The following is a 15,529-nucleotide window of genomic DNA, read 5'->3' on the forward strand; positions in this document are numbered from 1 at the left end:
TGCGAATTTCGCACGACGCAAACCGGTCCGGGTCGGATGTCGCCGCGCCGTCCGGCGGCCTTGGTGGCGGGCGACGACACGAAAACGGTCGTCGTTCAATCGAACCGACATGGCGTCGCCTTTCTCTCAAAGCCAAAGGGAAGAAGACCGGCGGGCAGGGACCCGCCGGTCGCGGGATCAGAATTCGGACCAGTCGTCGCTCGGCGCCACGGCCACGGCCGCTCCGCCACCGGTGGCCCGGCGGCTGGCACGGGCGATGCGGCGCCCGGCGTCGGCGGCGCGATTCTGGAGCTGGTGTACCGCCGGCACCGGCTTGGGCTCGCCGTCGCCGACCTTGAAGCGGGCGACATGGCGGGCGAGCTCGTCCGATTCGGCGGACAGGCTGCGCGCGGCGGCGGTGGCTTCCTCGACCATCGCGGCATTCTGCTGCGTCACGCCGTCCATCTCGCTGACCGCGGTGTTGACCTGTTGCAGGCCGGTCGCCTGCTGTTCGGCGGCGGTGGCGATCTGGCTGACGAGGCTGCTGATCTCGCCGAAGCGGCCGATGATCCGTTGCAGCGCCTGACCGGTCTCGCTGACCAGTTCGACGCCCGCTTCGACCTGTTCGGACGAGGCATTGATGCGCGTCTTGACGTCCTTGGCCGCTTCCGCCGAGCGCTGCGCCAGGGCCCGCACTTCGGAGGCGACCACCGCGAAGCCCTTGCCGGCGTCGCCAGCGCGCGCCGCTTCGACGCCCGCGTTCAGCGCCAGCAGATTGGTCTGGAAGGCGATGCCGTCGATGACGCTGATGATCTCCGAAATCTCGTTCGACGAGCGCTCGATGCCGCCCATCGCCTCGACCGCACGCGCGACGACGGCGCCCGACTGTTCGGCCTCGACGCGCGCTTCCTCGACGACGCCGTTGGCGCGGACCGCGCCGGCGGCCGTCTGGCGGACGGTCGAGGTGATCTCGTCCATCGCCGCGGCGGTTTCCTCCAGGCTCGCGGCCTGCTGTTCGGTGCGCTGCGACAGATCGTCGGAGGCCTGGCGGATGTCGATTGCGCCGCTGTTGATGCCATTGGTGGCATCGGTGACCGCGCTCATCGTTTCGGCGACGGCGTCCATCGCACGGTTATAGTCGATGCGGAGCTGTTCGTATTCGGCCGGGAAGGCGCGGTCGATGCGATAGCTGAGATCGCCGCCGGCAAGGCGGGTCAGCCCTTCGCCGAGCGAACCGACGATGATCTGCTGCGCGGCGGCGCCGGCCTGGACGCGTTCGGCATTATCCTTGAAGATTTCCATCGCGCGCGAAATGCGGCCGATGCAGTCGCGATAGTCGGTGTTGGCGATCGGCGTGGTCAGATCGCCCGCGGCCAGCCCCTCCATCCGGACGACGGTGGCGACATAGGGATCGCTGATCAGCTTGCCGGCGACGAACACGGTCGCCATGGTGAGCGCGGTCAGCACGCAGGCGACGGCGAGATACACGTGGACCTGCGCGGGATCGGCGAGCGCGGCAAGGTAGGTGGTGGCGATGCCGCCTGCGGTGAACAGGCCAAGGATCACCAGCAGAACCTTGAACTTCAATTTGATGGGGGCGCTTTTCTCAAACCAGTTTAGCATCGTTCGGCGTTCCTTTTCGCGTAGACCGTCGAGCTGAAGCGGCTCCCCCCTCCGGGCCACCGATGCTTCTCGGAATCGATTGGTCCGCTTTGCGCGAAAAGGGTAAAGGCCCGGTAAACTACGTCCATTTTGGCACTGAACCGTTTTGAATATGTGTGCTCAAAATGGCTTGCGAAGGACGCGTCGATGACCTGTTACGCTTTGGACGATGCCCAGCCTGACCTTGCCGCCGACGCCTATGTCGCGCCGGGTGCGCAGGTCATCGGGCGCGTGACGCTGGGTGCGCGGGCGTCCGTCTGGTTCAATGCCGTGCTGCGCGGCGACAACGATCCGATCACGATCGGCGCGGACAGCAATGTGCAGGACGGTGCGATGGTACATGCCGATCCCGGCGTGCCGACGACGATCGGGCGCGGCGTCACCATCGGCCATCATGCGATCGTCCATGGCGCGACCGTCGGTGATAACAGCCTGATCGGTATGGGCGCGACGCTGCTCAACCGCGCGGTGATCGGTGCCGATTCCCTGGTCGGCGCGGGCGCGCTGGTGACGGAGGGCAAGAGCTTCCCGCCCGGATCGCTGATCGTCGGCAGCCCGGCGCGGGTGCTGCGCCCGCTGACTGAGACGGAGATCGCGGGCCTCAGGCTGTCGGCGGCGACCTATGTCGCCAATGCCGAACGCTATCGCACCGGGCTACGCGCGCTTCAGGCGTAGCGCGCCGACGCCTCCGAGACGAAGCGGGCGGTCTTATCCGGCCGGGTGACGGGGATCATGTGGCCGCCCTCGATCACGTCGATCCGCGCGCCGGGGATCGCCGCGGCGGTGCGGTGGCCGTGCAGGTCGGGGTCGAGGACATGGTCTTCGCGCGCGTATAGGATCGACAGCGGCACGCGAAGGTCGCCGTAGCGCGCGGCAATCGCGCCGATGTCGCTGGCGGCATGCGACAGGTCCGCGGCCGCCGCCGCGATCGCTGCAGGGCGGGCGGACAGGGCGCCGCCGCCGCGGGTGACGAAATCGGCGGGCGGCGCTTCGGGCGCGAAGACCGCGGCGAGCGTCCGTTCCGAGGTGAGGCGGCTCAGCGGCGTAGCGATCGTGCTCGCCATCAGTCGACGCAGCGACGGCGGGATGGCGGCGAGGCTGCGGAACGCTTCGGGCACGCCGTCCTGCGGCTGGGTGAGCGGACAGATCAGCGCGAGGCCGCGGATCAGCGCCGGATGGTCGAGCGCCAGCGCCAGCGCGATGGCACCGCCCAGCGAATGGCCGACGAGCAACGGCCGGTCGATCCCCAGGGCTTCGATGAAGCGCGCGACGATCGCCGCCTGTTCGACGACATTCGGTTCGCGATCCTCGTCGGCGGTCGAATACCCCGAGCCGGGACGGTCGACGAGGATGACGCGATGGTCCTTGGCCAGGATATCGAGCATGCCATAGCCGAAGTTGCGCAACTGGCCGGCAAGGCCGTGGACCATGACGATCGCGGGGCCGGTACCCTTGTCGACATAATGCAACCGGGCGCCATCTACCCGGATGTAGCGGCCGTCGGGCGGCACCTGTCGCTCCGCGTCGCGCGCAAGCCGATCCGAATAGTAGGAGAGCCCGAGTCCGCCGGCGACCGTCAGCGCCGCGCCGCCCATCAGGCTACCGAGGGTCCAGCGTGTCGCGCTCTGCATGCCCGTCTCCGTCGCTCAAGGTTCGAAGCGACGAGGCGTAGCATGGATTGGGGCGCGGATCACGCGGTGGTGACGATCCCGTCGACGACGGTGACGGGCCATGCCGTCAGATGCTGACCGACGCAAGGGCCGCCGACGCATCGCCCCTCGGCAATGGTGAACAACGCGCCGTGCCAGTTGCAGGCGATGAGGTCGCCCGCGGGGGTCAGATAATCGTCGAGCGTCTGGGTCAGCGGTACGCCGGCATGGGGGCAGCGGTCGACATAGCCGACGACGCCATCGCCCTGCCGCACGACGAAACCGTGGAAGCGGCCGGCGCGCATCTGGAGCACGAAGTTGCGCGCCTTGCCGTCGGCGATGTCGGCGAGCGGGGCGAGCGCGACGCCGGCGGGGGTGGTGGACAGGCGTTCGGTCACGCGTCCGCGTCGGGCTGGCGGCTGGGGTGGGCGGCCTGCGCCAGGTCCGCGGTGCGTGCGGCGGCGGCGACCATGCGGGGATAGGGTGTGGTGTCGACGCCGAACCGCTCGGCCGAATAGAGCGCGGGAACGGCAATACAATCGGCGAGGGTGGGGGTGTCGCCGTAGCAGAAGGTGCCGCCGTGACGGGTCGCGAGTGCCTCGAACGCCGCGAAGCCCAGCCCCATCCAATGCGCCATCCAGGCGTTGACCTGGGTCTCGCTCGCGCCGAAATCCTGCCGCAGCGCCTTGAGCGTGCGCAGATTGTGGAGCGGGTGAACGTCGGTCGCGATCGTTGCGACCATCGCGCGGACGATGGCGCGGCCGTTGGCATCGACGGGGAGCAGGGCGGGGGTGGGGAAGCGATCCTCCAGCCACTCGAGGATCGCGACGCTCTGCGTCAGGATCAGGCCGTCGACCTCCAGCGCGGGCACCAGCCGCTGCGGGTTGAGCGCGGCATAATCGGGATCGGTGTGGCCGCCGGTGCGCAGGTCGTGATTGACCTGGTCGTAGGCTATACCTTTCAGCGCCAGCGCGATGCGCACGCGATAGGCGGCGCCCGAGCGCCAATAGCCGTGCAGGATCATGCCGTTGGATCCTTGGGCAGCTTGGCCTTCGGAAAGTCGTTCCACACTGCATCGTAATCGAGCTGGGCATTGTCGAGCGCATAGGCGGTCGGGCGATAGGGCCAGCAGCTTTCCAGCATGAAGGCCATCGTGCCGTCGATCTTGTGCGGCTTCAACTCCGCCGCCGACGCACCCTGCCAGCTGGTGACATCGGGGCCGTGGCCCGCCATCAGATTGTGCAGCGAGATACCGCCGGGCGAGAAACCGTCGGCCTTGGCGTCATAGGCGCCGGTGATGAGGCCCATCGCCTCGCTCATCACGTTGCGGTGGAACCAGGGCGGGCGGAACGTGTTCTCCGCCACCATCCAGCGCGGGGGGAAGATCACGAAGTCCGCATTGGCGCGGCCGGGCACGTCGCTGGGCGAGGTGAGGACGGTGAAAATCGACGGATCGGGATGGTCGAAGCTGACCGTGTTGATCGTGTTGAAGCGCGACAGATCGTAGCGCCAAGGCGCAAGGTTGCCGTGCCAGGCGACGACGTCGAGCGGGCTGTGGTCGAGCGTCATCGTCCACAGCGATCCCATGAACTTCTGGACCACCTCGGTCGGTTCGTCGCGATCCTCGAACCAGGCGACCGGCGTTTCGAAGTCGCGCGGGTTGGCGAGGCCGTTGGCACCGATGGGGCCCAGATCAGGCAGGCGGAACAGGGTGCCGTGGTTCTCGCAGACATAGCCGCGTGCCTCGCCATCCGGCAGCAGCGCGCGGAAGCGGACGCCGCGAGGGATCAACGCGATCTGGCCGGGCGCGACGTCGAGACGACCAAGTTCGGTCAGCAGCTGCAGACGGCCCGCCTGGGGCACGAACAGCAGCTCGCCGTCGGTATCCATGAACACGCGGTGCGTCATATCGGCATTGGCGGCGTAGACGTGCATCGCCACGCCTTCGAGGTCCGCCGGATGCCGGTTAGCGAGCATCGTCGTCATGCCGTCGATCAGGTCGGTGCCGTGCGGCGACTCCGCGACCGGATTCCAGCGCAGGCGATTCGGCGCGAGCGGCGCGTCGACGGTGCCGGGGGCGAAGCGCTCTGCGCCGTCGTAGCGGGTATAATGCGGATGCTCCGCGGTCGGGCGCATGCGGTAGAGCCACGAGCGGCGGTTCTCATGGCGCGGCGCGGTGAAGGCGGTGCCGCTCAGCTGTTCCGCGTAGAGGCCGAAGGCGGGGCGCTGCGGCGAATTGCGGCCGATCGGGAGCGCGCCGGGGACGGCCTCTGTCGCGACGTGGTTGCCGAAGCCGGGGATATAGTCGCTGCGGGGGTGGTGGTCGGTCATTGTTTTGGCGTCCTCTCCTGTTTCCACCACCCCGTGGTCTTACCTCATTATTCGTCATTCCCGCGGAGGCGGGAATCCAGACTGGCTGACGCTGCGGCTCCATCGCCGACGGTAGCGCGTCTGGATCCCCGCCTGCGCGGGGATGACGACTTGGGGCGTCGCCCCGGCGTCCCATCCTTCGTCACTCCGGACTTGTTCCGGAGTCCACTCCTCCACGAAGGAAGGGCAAGAGGCTCAGGCCCTCCCCCCTCGCCGCGGAGTGGACTCCGGAACGAGTCCGGGGTGACGGGGGAAGTGGGTCAGGCGTCGACGGTAATTACGCCGCGGCGGATCTGATCCAGCTCGATGCTTTCATACAGCGCCTGGAAATTGCCGTTGCCGAAGCCCTCGTTCCCCTTGCGCTGGATGATTTCGAAGAAGATCGGGCCGACCATGGTTTCGGTGAAGATCTGGAGCAGCAAGCCCTCTTCGCCGACATTGCCGTCGATCAGGATGCGGTTCTGGCGCAGGCGTTCCAGATCCTCGCCATGGCCGGGCACGCGCTTGTCGACGAGTTCGTAATAGGTCTCGATCGTGTCCTGCAGCTTGACGCCGCGCGACCGCAGTTTTTCGACCGTGGTGTAGATATCGTCGGTGGTCAGTGCGAGGTGCTGAATGCCTTCGCCGTTGTAATCGCGGATGAATTCCTCGATCTGGCTCTTGTCGTCCTGGCTTTCGTTCAAGGGGATGCGGATCGCGCGGTCGGGGGCGATCATCGCCTGGCTGAACAGGCCCGTCGCCTTGCCCTTGATGTCGAAATACTTCTGCTCTTCGAAGCCGAAGATCTGGCCGTAGAAGGCCGACCAGGTGCGCATCTGACCGCGGCGGACGTTGTGCGTCAGATGGTCGAGCAGGTCGAGTCCGACGTTGTTCTCGGCTTCCGCCTCCGCTGCGCCGGGCACCTGATCCCAATCGTCGTAGACGCTGCCTTCGGCGCCATGGCGATCGACGAGGTACAGCAGCGAACCGCCGATGCCTTCCAGTGCGGGGATGCCGTCGAGCGACTGACCGGCGGGGGCGGGCTTGGCACCGCGTGCGATCGCCGCGTCATAGGCTCCTCGCGCGTCCTGCACCCGGAACGCCATCGCGCTCGCCGACGGGCCGTGCGCCGCGCGGAAGTCGGCGGCGTGGCCGCTGTCTTCGCGGTTGATCAGCAGGTTGATGCGGCCCTGCTTGTAGCGGGTGATGGCGCGCGTCTTGTGCGTCGAGGCGGGGACGAAGCCCAATGCCTCGAACTGCTTGGCCAGCGCATCCGGATCGGGCGAAGTGAATTCGCAAAATTCGAAGCCGTCGAGCCCCATCGGGTTGACGTCGATATGGTGGTCGGTCTGGGCGGCATCGGTCATCAGTCTGGCCTTCCGAGATGGTATCATCCGTTACCAAACCCTGCGACATTGCCAAACTGGTGTCAACTGATACGAATGCGGCATGGCCGACCCACGCCCAGCCTCGTCGCCCGCGCCATCGTTGGTTTTGGCCGATTTTATCCCGTACCGGCTGTCGGTGACGTCCAACCTCGTCAGCGATTCGATTGCGCGGACCTATGAGGCGTTGTTCGGATTGACGATTCCGGAATGGCGGCTGATCGCGGTGATCGCCGAAACGGGCGGCATCACGCAGCAGGCGATCGGCCGGGCCACGCGGATGGACAAGGTGACGGTCAGCCGCGCGGCTATCGCGCTGGTCGACCGGGGGTTGCTCGACCGGCGCGGCAATCCGGAGGACCGGCGGTCGCACCTGCTCGACCTGACCGATGCGGGGCGCGACCTGTATGCGGTGGTGGCACCCAAGGCGCTGGACCTGGAAAGCCGCATCTTTTCGCAATTCCCGGCCGACGACGTCGCGCGGTTCATGGAGATGCTGCGCCGGGTCGAGGCGGTGACGCTGGCGCTCGACACCTGATCGCATCCTGCAGCGCGTTCCCACATCGCGGACACCGCGCTGGCACAATCGTGCGACAATTGGCGTTTACGCGCCTGCCGGTCGCCACAGGGACGGCGGCGGGTAAGAGGGACAAGCGAATCATGCGGATCGTTGCGGCGATGATGGTGGCGGCAAGCTGGCCGGCGATGGCGCTGGCGCAAGAGGTGCCGGCGCCCGTGCAGGCACCGGTTCCCGCGCCGACGCCGAACCCGACGACGCCAGCGCCCGCGGCGGCGACCGCACAGGCCGCACCCGCGACCCCGGCGGCGCCACCCGCCGCTCCGGCGGAGGAGGACAGCGAAGAGGGCGATATCGTCGTCACCGGCCGCAAGCCGGTGGGCTCCGTCGTCGGCGACATCCCCGCCGAACAGACGCTGAGCCCCGCCGACGTGCGCAGCTATGGCGTCAGCAGCGTGTCCGACCTGCTCACCGAACTGGGGCCGCAGACGCAGAGCGGCGCGGGTGGACCGCCGGTGGTGCTGCTCGACGGGCATCGCATCTCGGGCTTCCAGGAGATCCGCGACATCCCGACCGAGGCGATCCTGCGCGTCGACATCCTGCCCGAAGAGGTCGCGCTGAAATACGGCTATACCGCCGACCAGAAGGTGGTGAATTTCGTGCTACGCCGCCGCTTCCGCGCGACGACGGTCGAGCTGGCCGACAAGGGCGCGACGGAAGGCGGCAGCAACACGCCGCAGGGCGAGCTGGACTTGCTGACCATCCGCCAGGGTGCGCGGCTCAACATTCACAGCAAATACCAGCAGACGTCGGCGCTGACCGAATCGGAGCGCGATATCGCCGCCGCGTCGACTGAGGGCCAGACCAACAATTTCGACCAGCGGCCGTATCGCACGCTGCTGCCGTTCAGCCGCAGCTTCGGCACAAACGCGACCTATGCCAAGACGATCGGCGAGGACATCAACGCCTCGATCAACGGCGAGATCGCGGCGACGCAGAGCACCGGGCAGTTCGGCCTGCCGCTCGACGGCACCGGCGTGCCGGTCAGCGGCGATCCTCTGCGCCAGCAGACCAACGGCGTCACCGGGCACCTCGGCACCAGCTTCAACGGGCGGCTGAGCCCGCGCTGGCTTTGGACGGTGACGGGATCGTTCGACCGTGCCGACACGCGCACGATCGGTGACACGGTCGCCGGCCGGGGCACCAACCGCGCGCATTCGGTGTCCAATGCCGGCGATCTGGAGGCGCTGGTCAACGGGCCGCTGTTCACGTTGCCCGCGGGCGACGTGACGACGGCGGTGCGCGTCGGTGCGCAGACCAGCCAGTTCACCAGCAACTCGCTGCGCGCCGGGCTGGTCAGCGGCGGCCGGGTGTCGCGTGATCAGGCGAATGCGCGCGTCAACATCGACCTACCGATCGCCAGCAAATCGCGCGCCGTGCTGCCGTTCCTCGGCAATCTGTCGATCAACGGCAATGCGGCGGTCAATCAGCTGTCCGACTTCGGCACGCTGACCGCCTATGGCTATGGCGTGAACTGGGCGCCGATCAACGCGATCCGCGTCATCGGGTCGATCAATCAGCAGGACGTTGCACCGACCGCGCAGCAGCTGGGCAACCCGACGGTCGTGACGCCGAACGTGCGCGTCTTCGACTATGTGCAGGGCCAGACGGTGACGGTGACGACGATCAGCGGCGGCAATCCGGGCTTGCGCGAGAGCAGCCGCCGCGTGACCAAGCTGGGCGTGACGATCCGGCCGATCGACCAGACCGACCTGACGATCATCGGCAACTACACCAAGCAGGATACGCGCAACCCGATCCAGGGCTTCCCGTCGCCGACCGCGGTGATCGAATCGGCATTCCCGGACCGCTTCAGCCGCGACGCCGACGGCGAGCTGACCCGGCTCGACACGCGACCGGTCAATTTCGCACGCGCGGAAAGCTCGGAATTCCGCTGGGGGATCAATTTCTCCAAGCCGATCAAGTCCAAGGTCCAAAAGCAGATCGAGGCGTTCCGCGCCGGCACCGGCCCCAATCCGTTCGCCGGTTTGCGCTTCCCCGGTGCGGACGGACGGCGGCGTGGCGGCGGCGATGGGGCCGGTCCGGGTGGGGGCGCGGGCGCCCCACCGGCGGGCGGCGACCAGAATGCGACGCAGGGCACCAGCGGGCAGGCGGGTGACGGTTCCGCGGCGCGCCCGAACCAGCAAGCCGATGGTGGCGACCGGCCGCGCGGCGGCTTCGGCGGTCCGGGTGGCGGCGGCCGTGGCTTCGGTGGCGGCGGGTTCGGGGGTGGCCGCGGCGGCGCTGGCGGTGGCCGCGTCCAGTTCGCCTTCTACCACACCTGGCATCTGGTCCAGCGGACCACGATCGCCAACGGCGGCCCGGTGCTCGATCTGCTCAACGGCGATGCGCTGGGATCGAACGGTGGCCAGCCGCGGCATGAATTCCAAGGGCAAGCGGGCTATTCGAACAACGGCATCGGCGTGCGCCTGTCGGCTAATTATGCGACCGGCACGCGGGTGAATGGCGGCACCGCGGCGAACCCGCAAACGCTCAACTTCTCCGGCCTCGCGACCGCCGACTTGCGGCTGTTCGCCGATCTGGGCCAGCAGCTCAGTCTGGTGAAGGCGCATCCGTGGATCCGCGGTACGCGCGTCACTTTCTCGGTCAGCAACATCTTCAACAGTCGCCAGCGCGTGACCGACGCCACGGGCGTGACGCCGATCAGCTACCAGCCCGATTATCAGGACCCGATCGGACGGACGGTGCGGCTGTCGTTGCGGAAGCTGTTCTTCTAAAGGCCGATCCGCCGGGCGAGCCAGTCCGCCGCCTGGTCGGGGGGCTGCTTGTCGGCGTCGCGGTCGACCCGATAGTTGGCCTCGCGCATCGCGGTCACCGGGATGCGGCCGACGAGCGGCTGGAGCGCCGCGACGAAGGCGGCGTCCTTCGCACGGCGCGGGGCGACGAGCAGCAGCGCGTCGTAGCTCGGGATGGCGCGCTTGGGATCGGTAAGGACGGTCAGCCCGTCCGCGGCGATCCGTCCGTCCGAGGAGAAGGCGGAAATCACGTCCGCCTCGCCGCTCGCGAGCGCGCGGTACATGAAGGTCGGCGCGTAGGATTTGGCCGCGGCGAAGCGCAGAGGATAGGCGCGGCGCACCGCCGCCCATTCGGGCCGTTCGAGGAATTCGAGGTCGCTGCCGAGCTTGAGTGAGGGCGCGGCGGCAACGAGGTCGGCCAGGCTGGCGATGCCGCGTGCTTTCGCATCGGCGCCGCGCATCGCAAAGGCATACGCGTTTTCGAAGCCCAACGGGCCGATCAGGCGTACGCCGCTGCTGGCTTGCGTCCAGCGGCCGATCGCGGCGACCATCGCGCGGCGGTCAGGCACGTCGCTGCGGTGCATCTGGCCGTTCCACAGCGTGCCGGCGTAATCGACATAGACGTCGACATCGTTGCCCGAGAGCGCACCATAGACCACCGCCGAGCCGAGGCCGTCGCGATAGCGGACCGTATAGCCAGCGCGCTCCAGTCGATCGCCGATCAGCCGGGCGAGAATATATTGTTCGGAAAAGTTCTTGGCGCCGATCGTCACGACCTTCGTGTCAGCGCGCTGCCACAGCGGCGCGGTGGCGAGTGCGAGGCCGGCGACGAGCGCGATCAGCGCGCCAATCCACAGCGGCCGGCGGCGGTGCGCGATGCCGCGTTCGATAAGGCCGATGAGTGCGTCGGTGACGAGCGCCAGCCCGGCGGCGGCGATGCAGCCCGCCAGCACCAGCGCCCAGTTCTGCGTCTGCAGACCCGCGAAGATCATGTCGCCGAGACTGGGCTGGCCGACCGTCGTGGAGAGCGTCGCCGCGCCGATGGTCCACACCGCGGCGGTGCGGATGCCGGCGACCAGCACCGGTAGCGTGAGCGGCGCTTCGACCAGCCGCAGCTTCTGCGCGGGCGTCATGCCGACCGCATCCGCCGCCTGGGTGACGGCGGGATCGATGCCGACGAGGCCGGCAACGCCGTTGCGGATGATCGGCAGCAGCGCATAGAGCGTCAGCGCGATCAGCGAGGGCAGGAAGCCGAGCGCCGGGATCCCGCCGCCGACCAGCCCCGACAGCCACAGCAGCAGCGGGTAGAAGAGCGCGAGCAGCGCCAGCGCCGGGATCGTCTGGATCAGACTGGCGATCCCCAGGATCGCGGTGCCGATCCGCGGGCGGCGCGCGGCGAGGATGGCGAGCGGCAGGCTGATCGCGATACCGAGCGCCAGCGCCGCTGCCGACAGCAGGACGTGCTGGGCGAGCAACGGCGGCACGCGGCCGAGTGCGGCAACGAGGGCGTTCATCGTGCCATCTCGCGCAGCCGTTCGGCCTGATCGCGCGGCACCGCGACCAGCGCCTGCGCGGTGTTGCCGCCTTCGCCGCGCAGCAGCTGTGCGGGGGTGGCATCCGCGACGAGCCTGCCCGCCTGCATCACCAGCACGCGGTCGGCGAGCAGCAAGGCTTCGGCCATGTCGTGTGTGACGAGGATCGTGGTGAGGCCGAGGCGATCGTGCAGCGCGCGGATCTCCTGGCCCAGCGCATCGCGGGTCACCGGGTCGAGCGCGCCGAACGCTTCGTCGAGTAGCAGCAATTTGGCACCCGGCGCCAGCGCCCGGGCGATGGCGACACGCTGGCGCTGCCCGCCCGACAGCGCGTCGGGCCTGCGGCCGGCAAGTTCGCGCGGCAAGGCGACGAGATCGAGCAGTGCGGGCACGTCGACGGGCGGCCCCCCGGCGATGCGCGGACCGATCGCGATATTCTCCGCGACGGTCATGTGCGGGAACAGGCCGATCGACTGAAAGACATAGCCGATGCCCCGGCGCAGCGCCGGCGCGGGGCGGGTGGCGACGTCGGCATCGTCGATCAGCACGCGGCCGTCGCTCGGCTCGACCAGACGGTTGACGGTCTTGAGCAAGGTCGACTTGCCCGAGCCGGATGCGCCGACGAGCGCGACGAACTGGCCTGCAGGGATCGTCGCCGAAACGCCATCGACCGCGACCGTGTCGTCGAACCTCTTGGTCACGGCATCGAAGCGGAGCGATTCTGCTGGCATCGGGGCCGACGATGCGGGATGCCTGATGCAAAGTCCAATAGGGAGAGCGAGATGGGCGAGCGGAAGGCGATCTTCATCACCGGCGGCGGATCGGGTATCGGCCGCGCGGTCGGGCGGCTGTTCGCGAGCCGCGGCTGGCTGGTCGGCGTTGCCGACGTCAATGCGGGCGGCCTTGCCGAGACACTGGCGGCGCTGCCGGGCGAGGGGCATCAGAGCTATGGCATGGACGTACGCGATCGCGATGCGTGGACGGCGAGCCTCGACGGCTTCACGCGCGTCAGCGGCGGGCGGCTCGACGTCTTGTTCAACAATGCCGGTATCGGCACCGGCGGGCCGATCGCAACGGCGAGCTTCGACGAGATCGACCGGACGGTCGCGATCAACTTCACTGGCGTGCTGAACGGCGCGCGCATCGGCCATATGTATCTGGCAAGGACGCCGGGGTCGGTGCTGCTGAACACGTCATCGGCCTCGGGCATCTACGGCTCGTCGGGGCTGGCAACCTATTCGGCGACCAAGTTCGCGGTGCGGGGATTGAGCGAGGCGCTGGACGGCGAATGGTCGGCGGAGGGCATCAAGGTGCGCTGCCTGCTACCGAGCTTCATCGAAACGCCGCTGCTGAACGGCGTGTCGTCGGGCAGCAACCGCACCATCCGTGAGAGTGTGACCGGCGCAGGGCTGGAGCTGACGCCGGTCGACGTGGTCGCGGAGGCCGCGTGGAAGGCGGTGCATGGCGACGCGGTCCACACCTATGTCGGCAAGACCGCGGAGCGGATGCGCTTCGCCGCGCGCTGGATGCCGGGATCGCTGCGCAAGCGGATGCGGCGGGCGATGCGGTAGGTTGGGAAACTGCGGCATATTTCCCCCCGCTCGTCATCCCCGCGGAGGCGGGATGACGAGAGTGGGTGACGGTGGGTGGGAAATGCGTTGCCGTTACTCGTCGACGATTGCGTCGATCGCCTCGGCCATGTCGATGTCGCGGTGGCTGAGGCCGCCGGCGTCGTGCGTGGTCAGCAGGATTTCGACGCGGTTGTAGACGTTCTTCCATTCGGGATGGTGGTTCGCCTTTTCCGCCATCAGCGCGACCTGCGTCATGAAGCCGAACGCCTCGACGAAATCGGCGAACACCAGGCTGCGGGTGATCGCGTCGCGGGCCTCGTCATAATCCCATTCGGGCAGGCCATCGAGCGCATCGGCGCGGTCGGTTTCGCTGAGAGCCTCGATCATCCGGTCTTCCTTGCTGGAGGGCGTGGCGCCGGGGTATGGCCGTTATCATGGCGCCGCAAGAATCTAATGGGCAAGAATCCGATCGGCAGGATGCCTACGGCCTGGCGCCGGACGCCGATGCGATCGAGGGGATCGCCCGCGACACGATCGCGCGGCTGCCCGCGGCGTTCGCGCAACATCTGGGCGATATCGTCCTGATCGTCGAGGAAGAGGCGGATGACGAGACGCTTGCGGCGCTCGGCCTCGAACATCCGCTCGATCTGACCGGCCTGTATCATGGCCGACCGATCGGCGAGAAATCGTCGATGGAATCGGGGGCGTTGCCCGATCGCATCCATCTGTATCGGCAGGCGATCCTGGCCGAATGGGTGGAGACGGGCGTGCGGCTCGACGATCTCGTCCGCCACGTGACGATCCATGAGATCGGCCACCACTTCGGTCTGTCCGACGACGACATGCATGCGTTGGAAGAGGCGGCCGCGGATTGAGCGTTCTGCGGTTCGAGGATGTTGGCTGTCAGCGCGGCGGGCGGATGCTGTTCGAGGGGATCGGCTTTGCGCTGGCGGCGGGCGGCGCCTTGTGCGTCACCGGGCCCAATGGCGTCGGCAAGTCGAGCCTGATCCGCATCGCCGCCGGCCTGCTGCGGCCCGTCGAGGGTGTGGTGACGCGGGAGGGCGACGTCGCCTTGCTGAGCGAGGCGCATGCGCTGGACCCGGAGCGGCCGCTGGCGTTGGCGCTGCGCTATTGGATCGGCGCCCGGACGGCGGCGGCGCTGGCGGCGGTCGGGCTGGCAGAGGCGGCGGCGGTGCCGGTGCGGCTGCTGTCGACCGGGCAGCGGCGCCGCGCGGGATTGGCGCGGGTCATCGGAGCAGAGGCGCCGATCTGGCTGCTCGATGAGCCGGCGAACGGGCTGGACGGGGCGGGGGTCGCATTGCTGGAGACGGCGGTCGCGGGCCATCGTGCGGGCGGCGGCATCGCCTTGGTGGCGACGCATTTGCCGCTTGCGCTGCCGGGCGCGCAGACGCTGGCGCTCGGCTGATGCGGCTGTCCGCGATCATCCTGCGCGACCTGCGGCGGGCGTGGACGGGCGGCGGGTTGCTGTGGCCGGTCGCCTTCTTCCTGCTCGTCGCGACGCTGTTTCCTTTTGCGGTCGGGCCGGATGCGGCGCTGATCGGGCGGATCGGCGGCGGGGTGATCTGGGCGGCGGCGCTGCTCGCGGCGCTGCTGCCGGTCGAGCGGCTGGTCGCGCCCGATGTCGAGGCGGGGGTGATCGATCAATATGCCGTGCGGGGCGTGCCGCTGGCGCTGGTCGCCTTCGCCAAGACGGTCGCGCACTGGTTGGGCTTCGCGCCGCCGCTGATGCTGGCGGCGGTAATCGCCGCCGGTCTGTTCGATCTGCCGGCAGCGACCCTGCTGCGCGTCGAGGCGGGGTTGCTCGTAGGCACGCCAGGCCTCGCCGCTCTCGCGGTGGCTACATCGGCGTTGGTGACGGGCCTGCGCGGAGGGGGTGGGGTCGCAGGCCTCGTCATGCTGCCGCTCGCGATCCCGCTGCTGATCTTCGGCGCGGGATCGCTCGACAATGGGGTGGGGGCACTGAAGCTGCTCGGCGCGGTCAGCCTGTTGCTGACGGCGGGCGCACCCTGGATCGCCGCCGCGGCGATCCGTGCGGGGATGGACTAGGG

16 protein-coding genes are annotated in these 15,529 nt (G+C 68.5%); 7 read left to right on the forward strand and 9 right to left on the reverse strand.

Annotation, left to right across the window (positions count from 1 at the left end; translation table 11 throughout):
- Nucleotides 1-177: 177 nt before the first annotated feature.
- Complete coding sequence (locus tag ACGVWT_RS09665; RefSeq protein ID WP_315460754.1) at nt 178-1,602, reverse strand: methyl-accepting chemotaxis protein; 1,425 nt, start codon at nt 1,600-1,602, stop codon at nt 178-180.
- Between the two features lie 186 nt (nt 1,603-1,788).
- Here ACGVWT_RS09665 and ACGVWT_RS09670 point away from each other — a divergent pair, with 186 nt between their 5' ends.
- Complete coding sequence (locus ACGVWT_RS09670; protein ID WP_315460753.1) at nt 1,789-2,316, forward strand: gamma carbonic anhydrase family protein; 528 nt, start codon at nt 1,789-1,791, stop codon at nt 2,314-2,316.
- Here ACGVWT_RS09670 and ACGVWT_RS09675 read toward each other — a convergent pair.
- The 5 genes from ACGVWT_RS09675 to hppD form a co-directional block, all read right to left on the reverse strand.
- The gene (locus ACGVWT_RS09675) at nt 2,307-3,272 is read right to left on the reverse strand and encodes an alpha/beta fold hydrolase (protein ID WP_315460752.1); all 966 of its coding nucleotides are present in this window, start codon (nt 3,270-3,272) and stop codon (nt 2,307-2,309) included. The two genes, ACGVWT_RS09670 and ACGVWT_RS09675, sit on opposite strands and share 10 nt — an antisense overlap.
- Nucleotides 3,273-3,331: 59 nt before the next feature.
- Nucleotides 3,332-3,688, reverse strand: coding sequence for a Rieske 2Fe-2S domain-containing protein (locus tag ACGVWT_RS09680; protein WP_315460751.1), 357 nt, complete (start codon nt 3,686-3,688; stop codon nt 3,332-3,334).
- On the reverse strand, nt 3,685-4,314 hold the full coding sequence (maiA, locus tag ACGVWT_RS09685; protein WP_315460750.1) for a maleylacetoacetate isomerase: 630 nt from the start codon (nt 4,312-4,314) through the stop codon (nt 3,685-3,687). The genes ACGVWT_RS09680 and maiA overlap by 4 nt, the downstream gene beginning before the upstream one ends.
- Nucleotides 4,311-5,621 (reverse strand): homogentisate 1,2-dioxygenase, encoded by a 1,311-nt coding sequence (gene hmgA, locus ACGVWT_RS09690; RefSeq protein WP_315460749.1) that lies wholly within the window; start codon nt 5,619-5,621, stop codon nt 4,311-4,313. Before hmgA ends, maiA begins: the two co-directional genes overlap by 4 nt.
- Before the next feature lie 299 nt (nt 5,622-5,920).
- Nucleotides 5,921-7,006 carry a 4-hydroxyphenylpyruvate dioxygenase gene (gene hppD, locus ACGVWT_RS09695; protein WP_315460748.1) on the reverse strand — a complete coding sequence of 362 codons (1,086 nt, stop codon included), beginning with the start codon at nt 7,004-7,006 and terminating at the stop codon, nt 5,921-5,923.
- Between the two features lie 82 nt (nt 7,007-7,088).
- On the opposite strand from hppD, the gene ACGVWT_RS09700 reads away from it, so the two are divergent.
- Together ACGVWT_RS09700 and ACGVWT_RS09705 are read left to right on the forward strand one after the other, a co-directional pair.
- Entirely contained in the window at nt 7,089-7,562 is a 474-nt protein-coding gene (locus ACGVWT_RS09700; protein WP_207771632.1) for a MarR family winged helix-turn-helix transcriptional regulator, read from the forward strand.
- Between the two features lie 122 nt (nt 7,563-7,684).
- The gene (locus ACGVWT_RS09705; protein ID WP_315460747.1) at nt 7,685-10,339 is read left to right on the forward strand and encodes a TonB-dependent receptor; all 2,655 of its coding nucleotides are present in this window, start codon (nt 7,685-7,687) and stop codon (nt 10,337-10,339) included.
- Here ACGVWT_RS09705 and ACGVWT_RS09710 read toward each other — a convergent pair.
- Together ACGVWT_RS09710 and ACGVWT_RS09715 are read right to left on the reverse strand one after the other, a co-directional pair.
- Complete coding sequence (locus tag ACGVWT_RS09710; protein ID WP_315460746.1) at nt 10,336-11,871, reverse strand: ABC transporter permease/substrate-binding protein; 1,536 nt, start codon at nt 11,869-11,871, stop codon at nt 10,336-10,338. The genes ACGVWT_RS09705 and ACGVWT_RS09710 overlap by 4 nt on opposite strands.
- Complete coding sequence (locus ACGVWT_RS09715; protein WP_315460745.1) at nt 11,868-12,620, reverse strand: ATP-binding cassette domain-containing protein; 753 nt, start codon at nt 12,618-12,620, stop codon at nt 11,868-11,870. The genes ACGVWT_RS09710 and ACGVWT_RS09715 overlap by 4 nt, the downstream gene beginning before the upstream one ends.
- Before the next feature lie 51 nt (nt 12,621-12,671).
- On the opposite strand from ACGVWT_RS09715, the gene ACGVWT_RS09720 reads away from it, so the two are divergent.
- Nucleotides 12,672-13,460 (forward strand): SDR family oxidoreductase, encoded by a 789-nt coding sequence (locus tag ACGVWT_RS09720; RefSeq protein ID WP_315460744.1) that lies wholly within the window; start codon nt 12,672-12,674, stop codon nt 13,458-13,460.
- 93 nt (nt 13,461-13,553) lie between these two features.
- Here the strand turns inward: ACGVWT_RS09720 and ACGVWT_RS09725 are convergent, their stop codons facing one another.
- A complete protein-coding gene (locus ACGVWT_RS09725) occupies nt 13,554-13,847 on the reverse strand; it encodes a 4a-hydroxytetrahydrobiopterin dehydratase (RefSeq protein ID WP_017980223.1) in 294 nt (97 codons plus the stop codon).
- Nucleotides 13,848-13,894: 47 nt separating this feature from the next.
- Here ACGVWT_RS09725 and ACGVWT_RS09730 point away from each other — a divergent pair, with 47 nt between their 5' ends.
- Genes ACGVWT_RS09730 through ACGVWT_RS09740 form a run of 3 tightly spaced genes read left to right on the forward strand, consistent with a single transcriptional unit; the run spans nt 13,895 to nt 15,527 of the window.
- Nucleotides 13,895-14,335 carry a metallopeptidase family protein gene (locus ACGVWT_RS09730; RefSeq protein WP_315460743.1) on the forward strand — a complete coding sequence of 147 codons (441 nt, stop codon included), beginning with the start codon at nt 13,895-13,897 and terminating at the stop codon, nt 14,333-14,335.
- Nucleotides 14,332-14,886, forward strand: coding sequence for a heme ABC exporter ATP-binding protein CcmA (gene ccmA / locus ACGVWT_RS09735; protein ID WP_315460742.1), 555 nt, complete (start codon nt 14,332-14,334; stop codon nt 14,884-14,886). Before ACGVWT_RS09730 ends, ccmA begins: the two co-directional genes overlap by 4 nt.
- Entirely contained in the window at nt 14,886-15,527 is a 642-nt protein-coding gene (locus tag ACGVWT_RS09740; RefSeq protein ID WP_315460741.1) for a heme exporter protein CcmB, read from the forward strand. The genes ccmA and ACGVWT_RS09740 overlap by 1 nt, the downstream gene beginning before the upstream one ends.
- Nucleotides 15,528-15,529 lie beyond the last annotated feature (2 nt).

The sequence above is a fragment of the Sphingomonas sp. S6 genome (assembly GCF_043498045.1).
GTDB lineage: Bacteria > Pseudomonadota > Alphaproteobacteria > Sphingomonadales > Sphingomonadaceae > Sphingomonas.

What these genes read in the sequence shown, in the direction of transcription:
- ACGVWT_RS09665 (WP_315460754.1), bottom strand. Translation starts at nt 1,602, where the DNA reads ATGCTAAACTGGTTTGAGAAAAGCGCCCCCATCAAATTGAAGTTCAAG.
- ACGVWT_RS09670 (WP_315460753.1), top strand. Translation starts at nt 1,789, where the DNA reads ATGACCTGTTACGCTTTGGACGATGCCCAGCCTGACCTTGCCGCCGAC.
- ACGVWT_RS09675 (WP_315460752.1), bottom strand. Translation starts at nt 3,272, where the DNA reads ATGCAGAGCGCGACACGCTGGACCCTCGGTAGCCTGATGGGCGGCGCG.
- maiA (WP_315460750.1), bottom strand. Translation starts at nt 4,314, where the DNA reads ATGATCCTGCACGGCTATTGGCGCTCGGGCGCCGCCTATCGCGTGCGC.
- hmgA (WP_315460749.1), bottom strand. Translation starts at nt 5,621, where the DNA reads ATGACCGACCACCACCCCCGCAGCGACTATATCCCCGGCTTCGGCAAC.
- hppD (WP_315460748.1), bottom strand. Translation starts at nt 7,006, where the DNA reads ATGACCGATGCCGCCCAGACCGACCACCATATCGACGTCAACCCGATG.
- ACGVWT_RS09700 (WP_207771632.1), top strand. Translation starts at nt 7,089, where the DNA reads ATGGCCGACCCACGCCCAGCCTCGTCGCCCGCGCCATCGTTGGTTTTG.
- ACGVWT_RS09705 (WP_315460747.1), top strand. Translation starts at nt 7,685, where the DNA reads ATGCGGATCGTTGCGGCGATGATGGTGGCGGCAAGCTGGCCGGCGATG.
- ACGVWT_RS09710 (WP_315460746.1), bottom strand. Translation starts at nt 11,871, where the DNA reads ATGAACGCCCTCGTTGCCGCACTCGGCCGCGTGCCGCCGTTGCTCGCC.
- ACGVWT_RS09715 (WP_315460745.1), bottom strand. Translation starts at nt 12,620, where the DNA reads ATGCCAGCAGAATCGCTCCGCTTCGATGCCGTGACCAAGAGGTTCGAC.
- ACGVWT_RS09720 (WP_315460744.1), top strand. Translation starts at nt 12,672, where the DNA reads ATGGGCGAGCGGAAGGCGATCTTCATCACCGGCGGCGGATCGGGTATC.
- ACGVWT_RS09725 (WP_017980223.1), bottom strand. Translation starts at nt 13,847, where the DNA reads ATGATCGAGGCTCTCAGCGAAACCGACCGCGCCGATGCGCTCGATGGC.
- ACGVWT_RS09730 (WP_315460743.1), top strand. Translation starts at nt 13,895, where the DNA reads ATGGCGCCGCAAGAATCTAATGGGCAAGAATCCGATCGGCAGGATGCC.
- ACGVWT_RS09740 (WP_315460741.1), top strand. Translation starts at nt 14,886, where the DNA reads ATGCGGCTGTCCGCGATCATCCTGCGCGACCTGCGGCGGGCGTGGACG.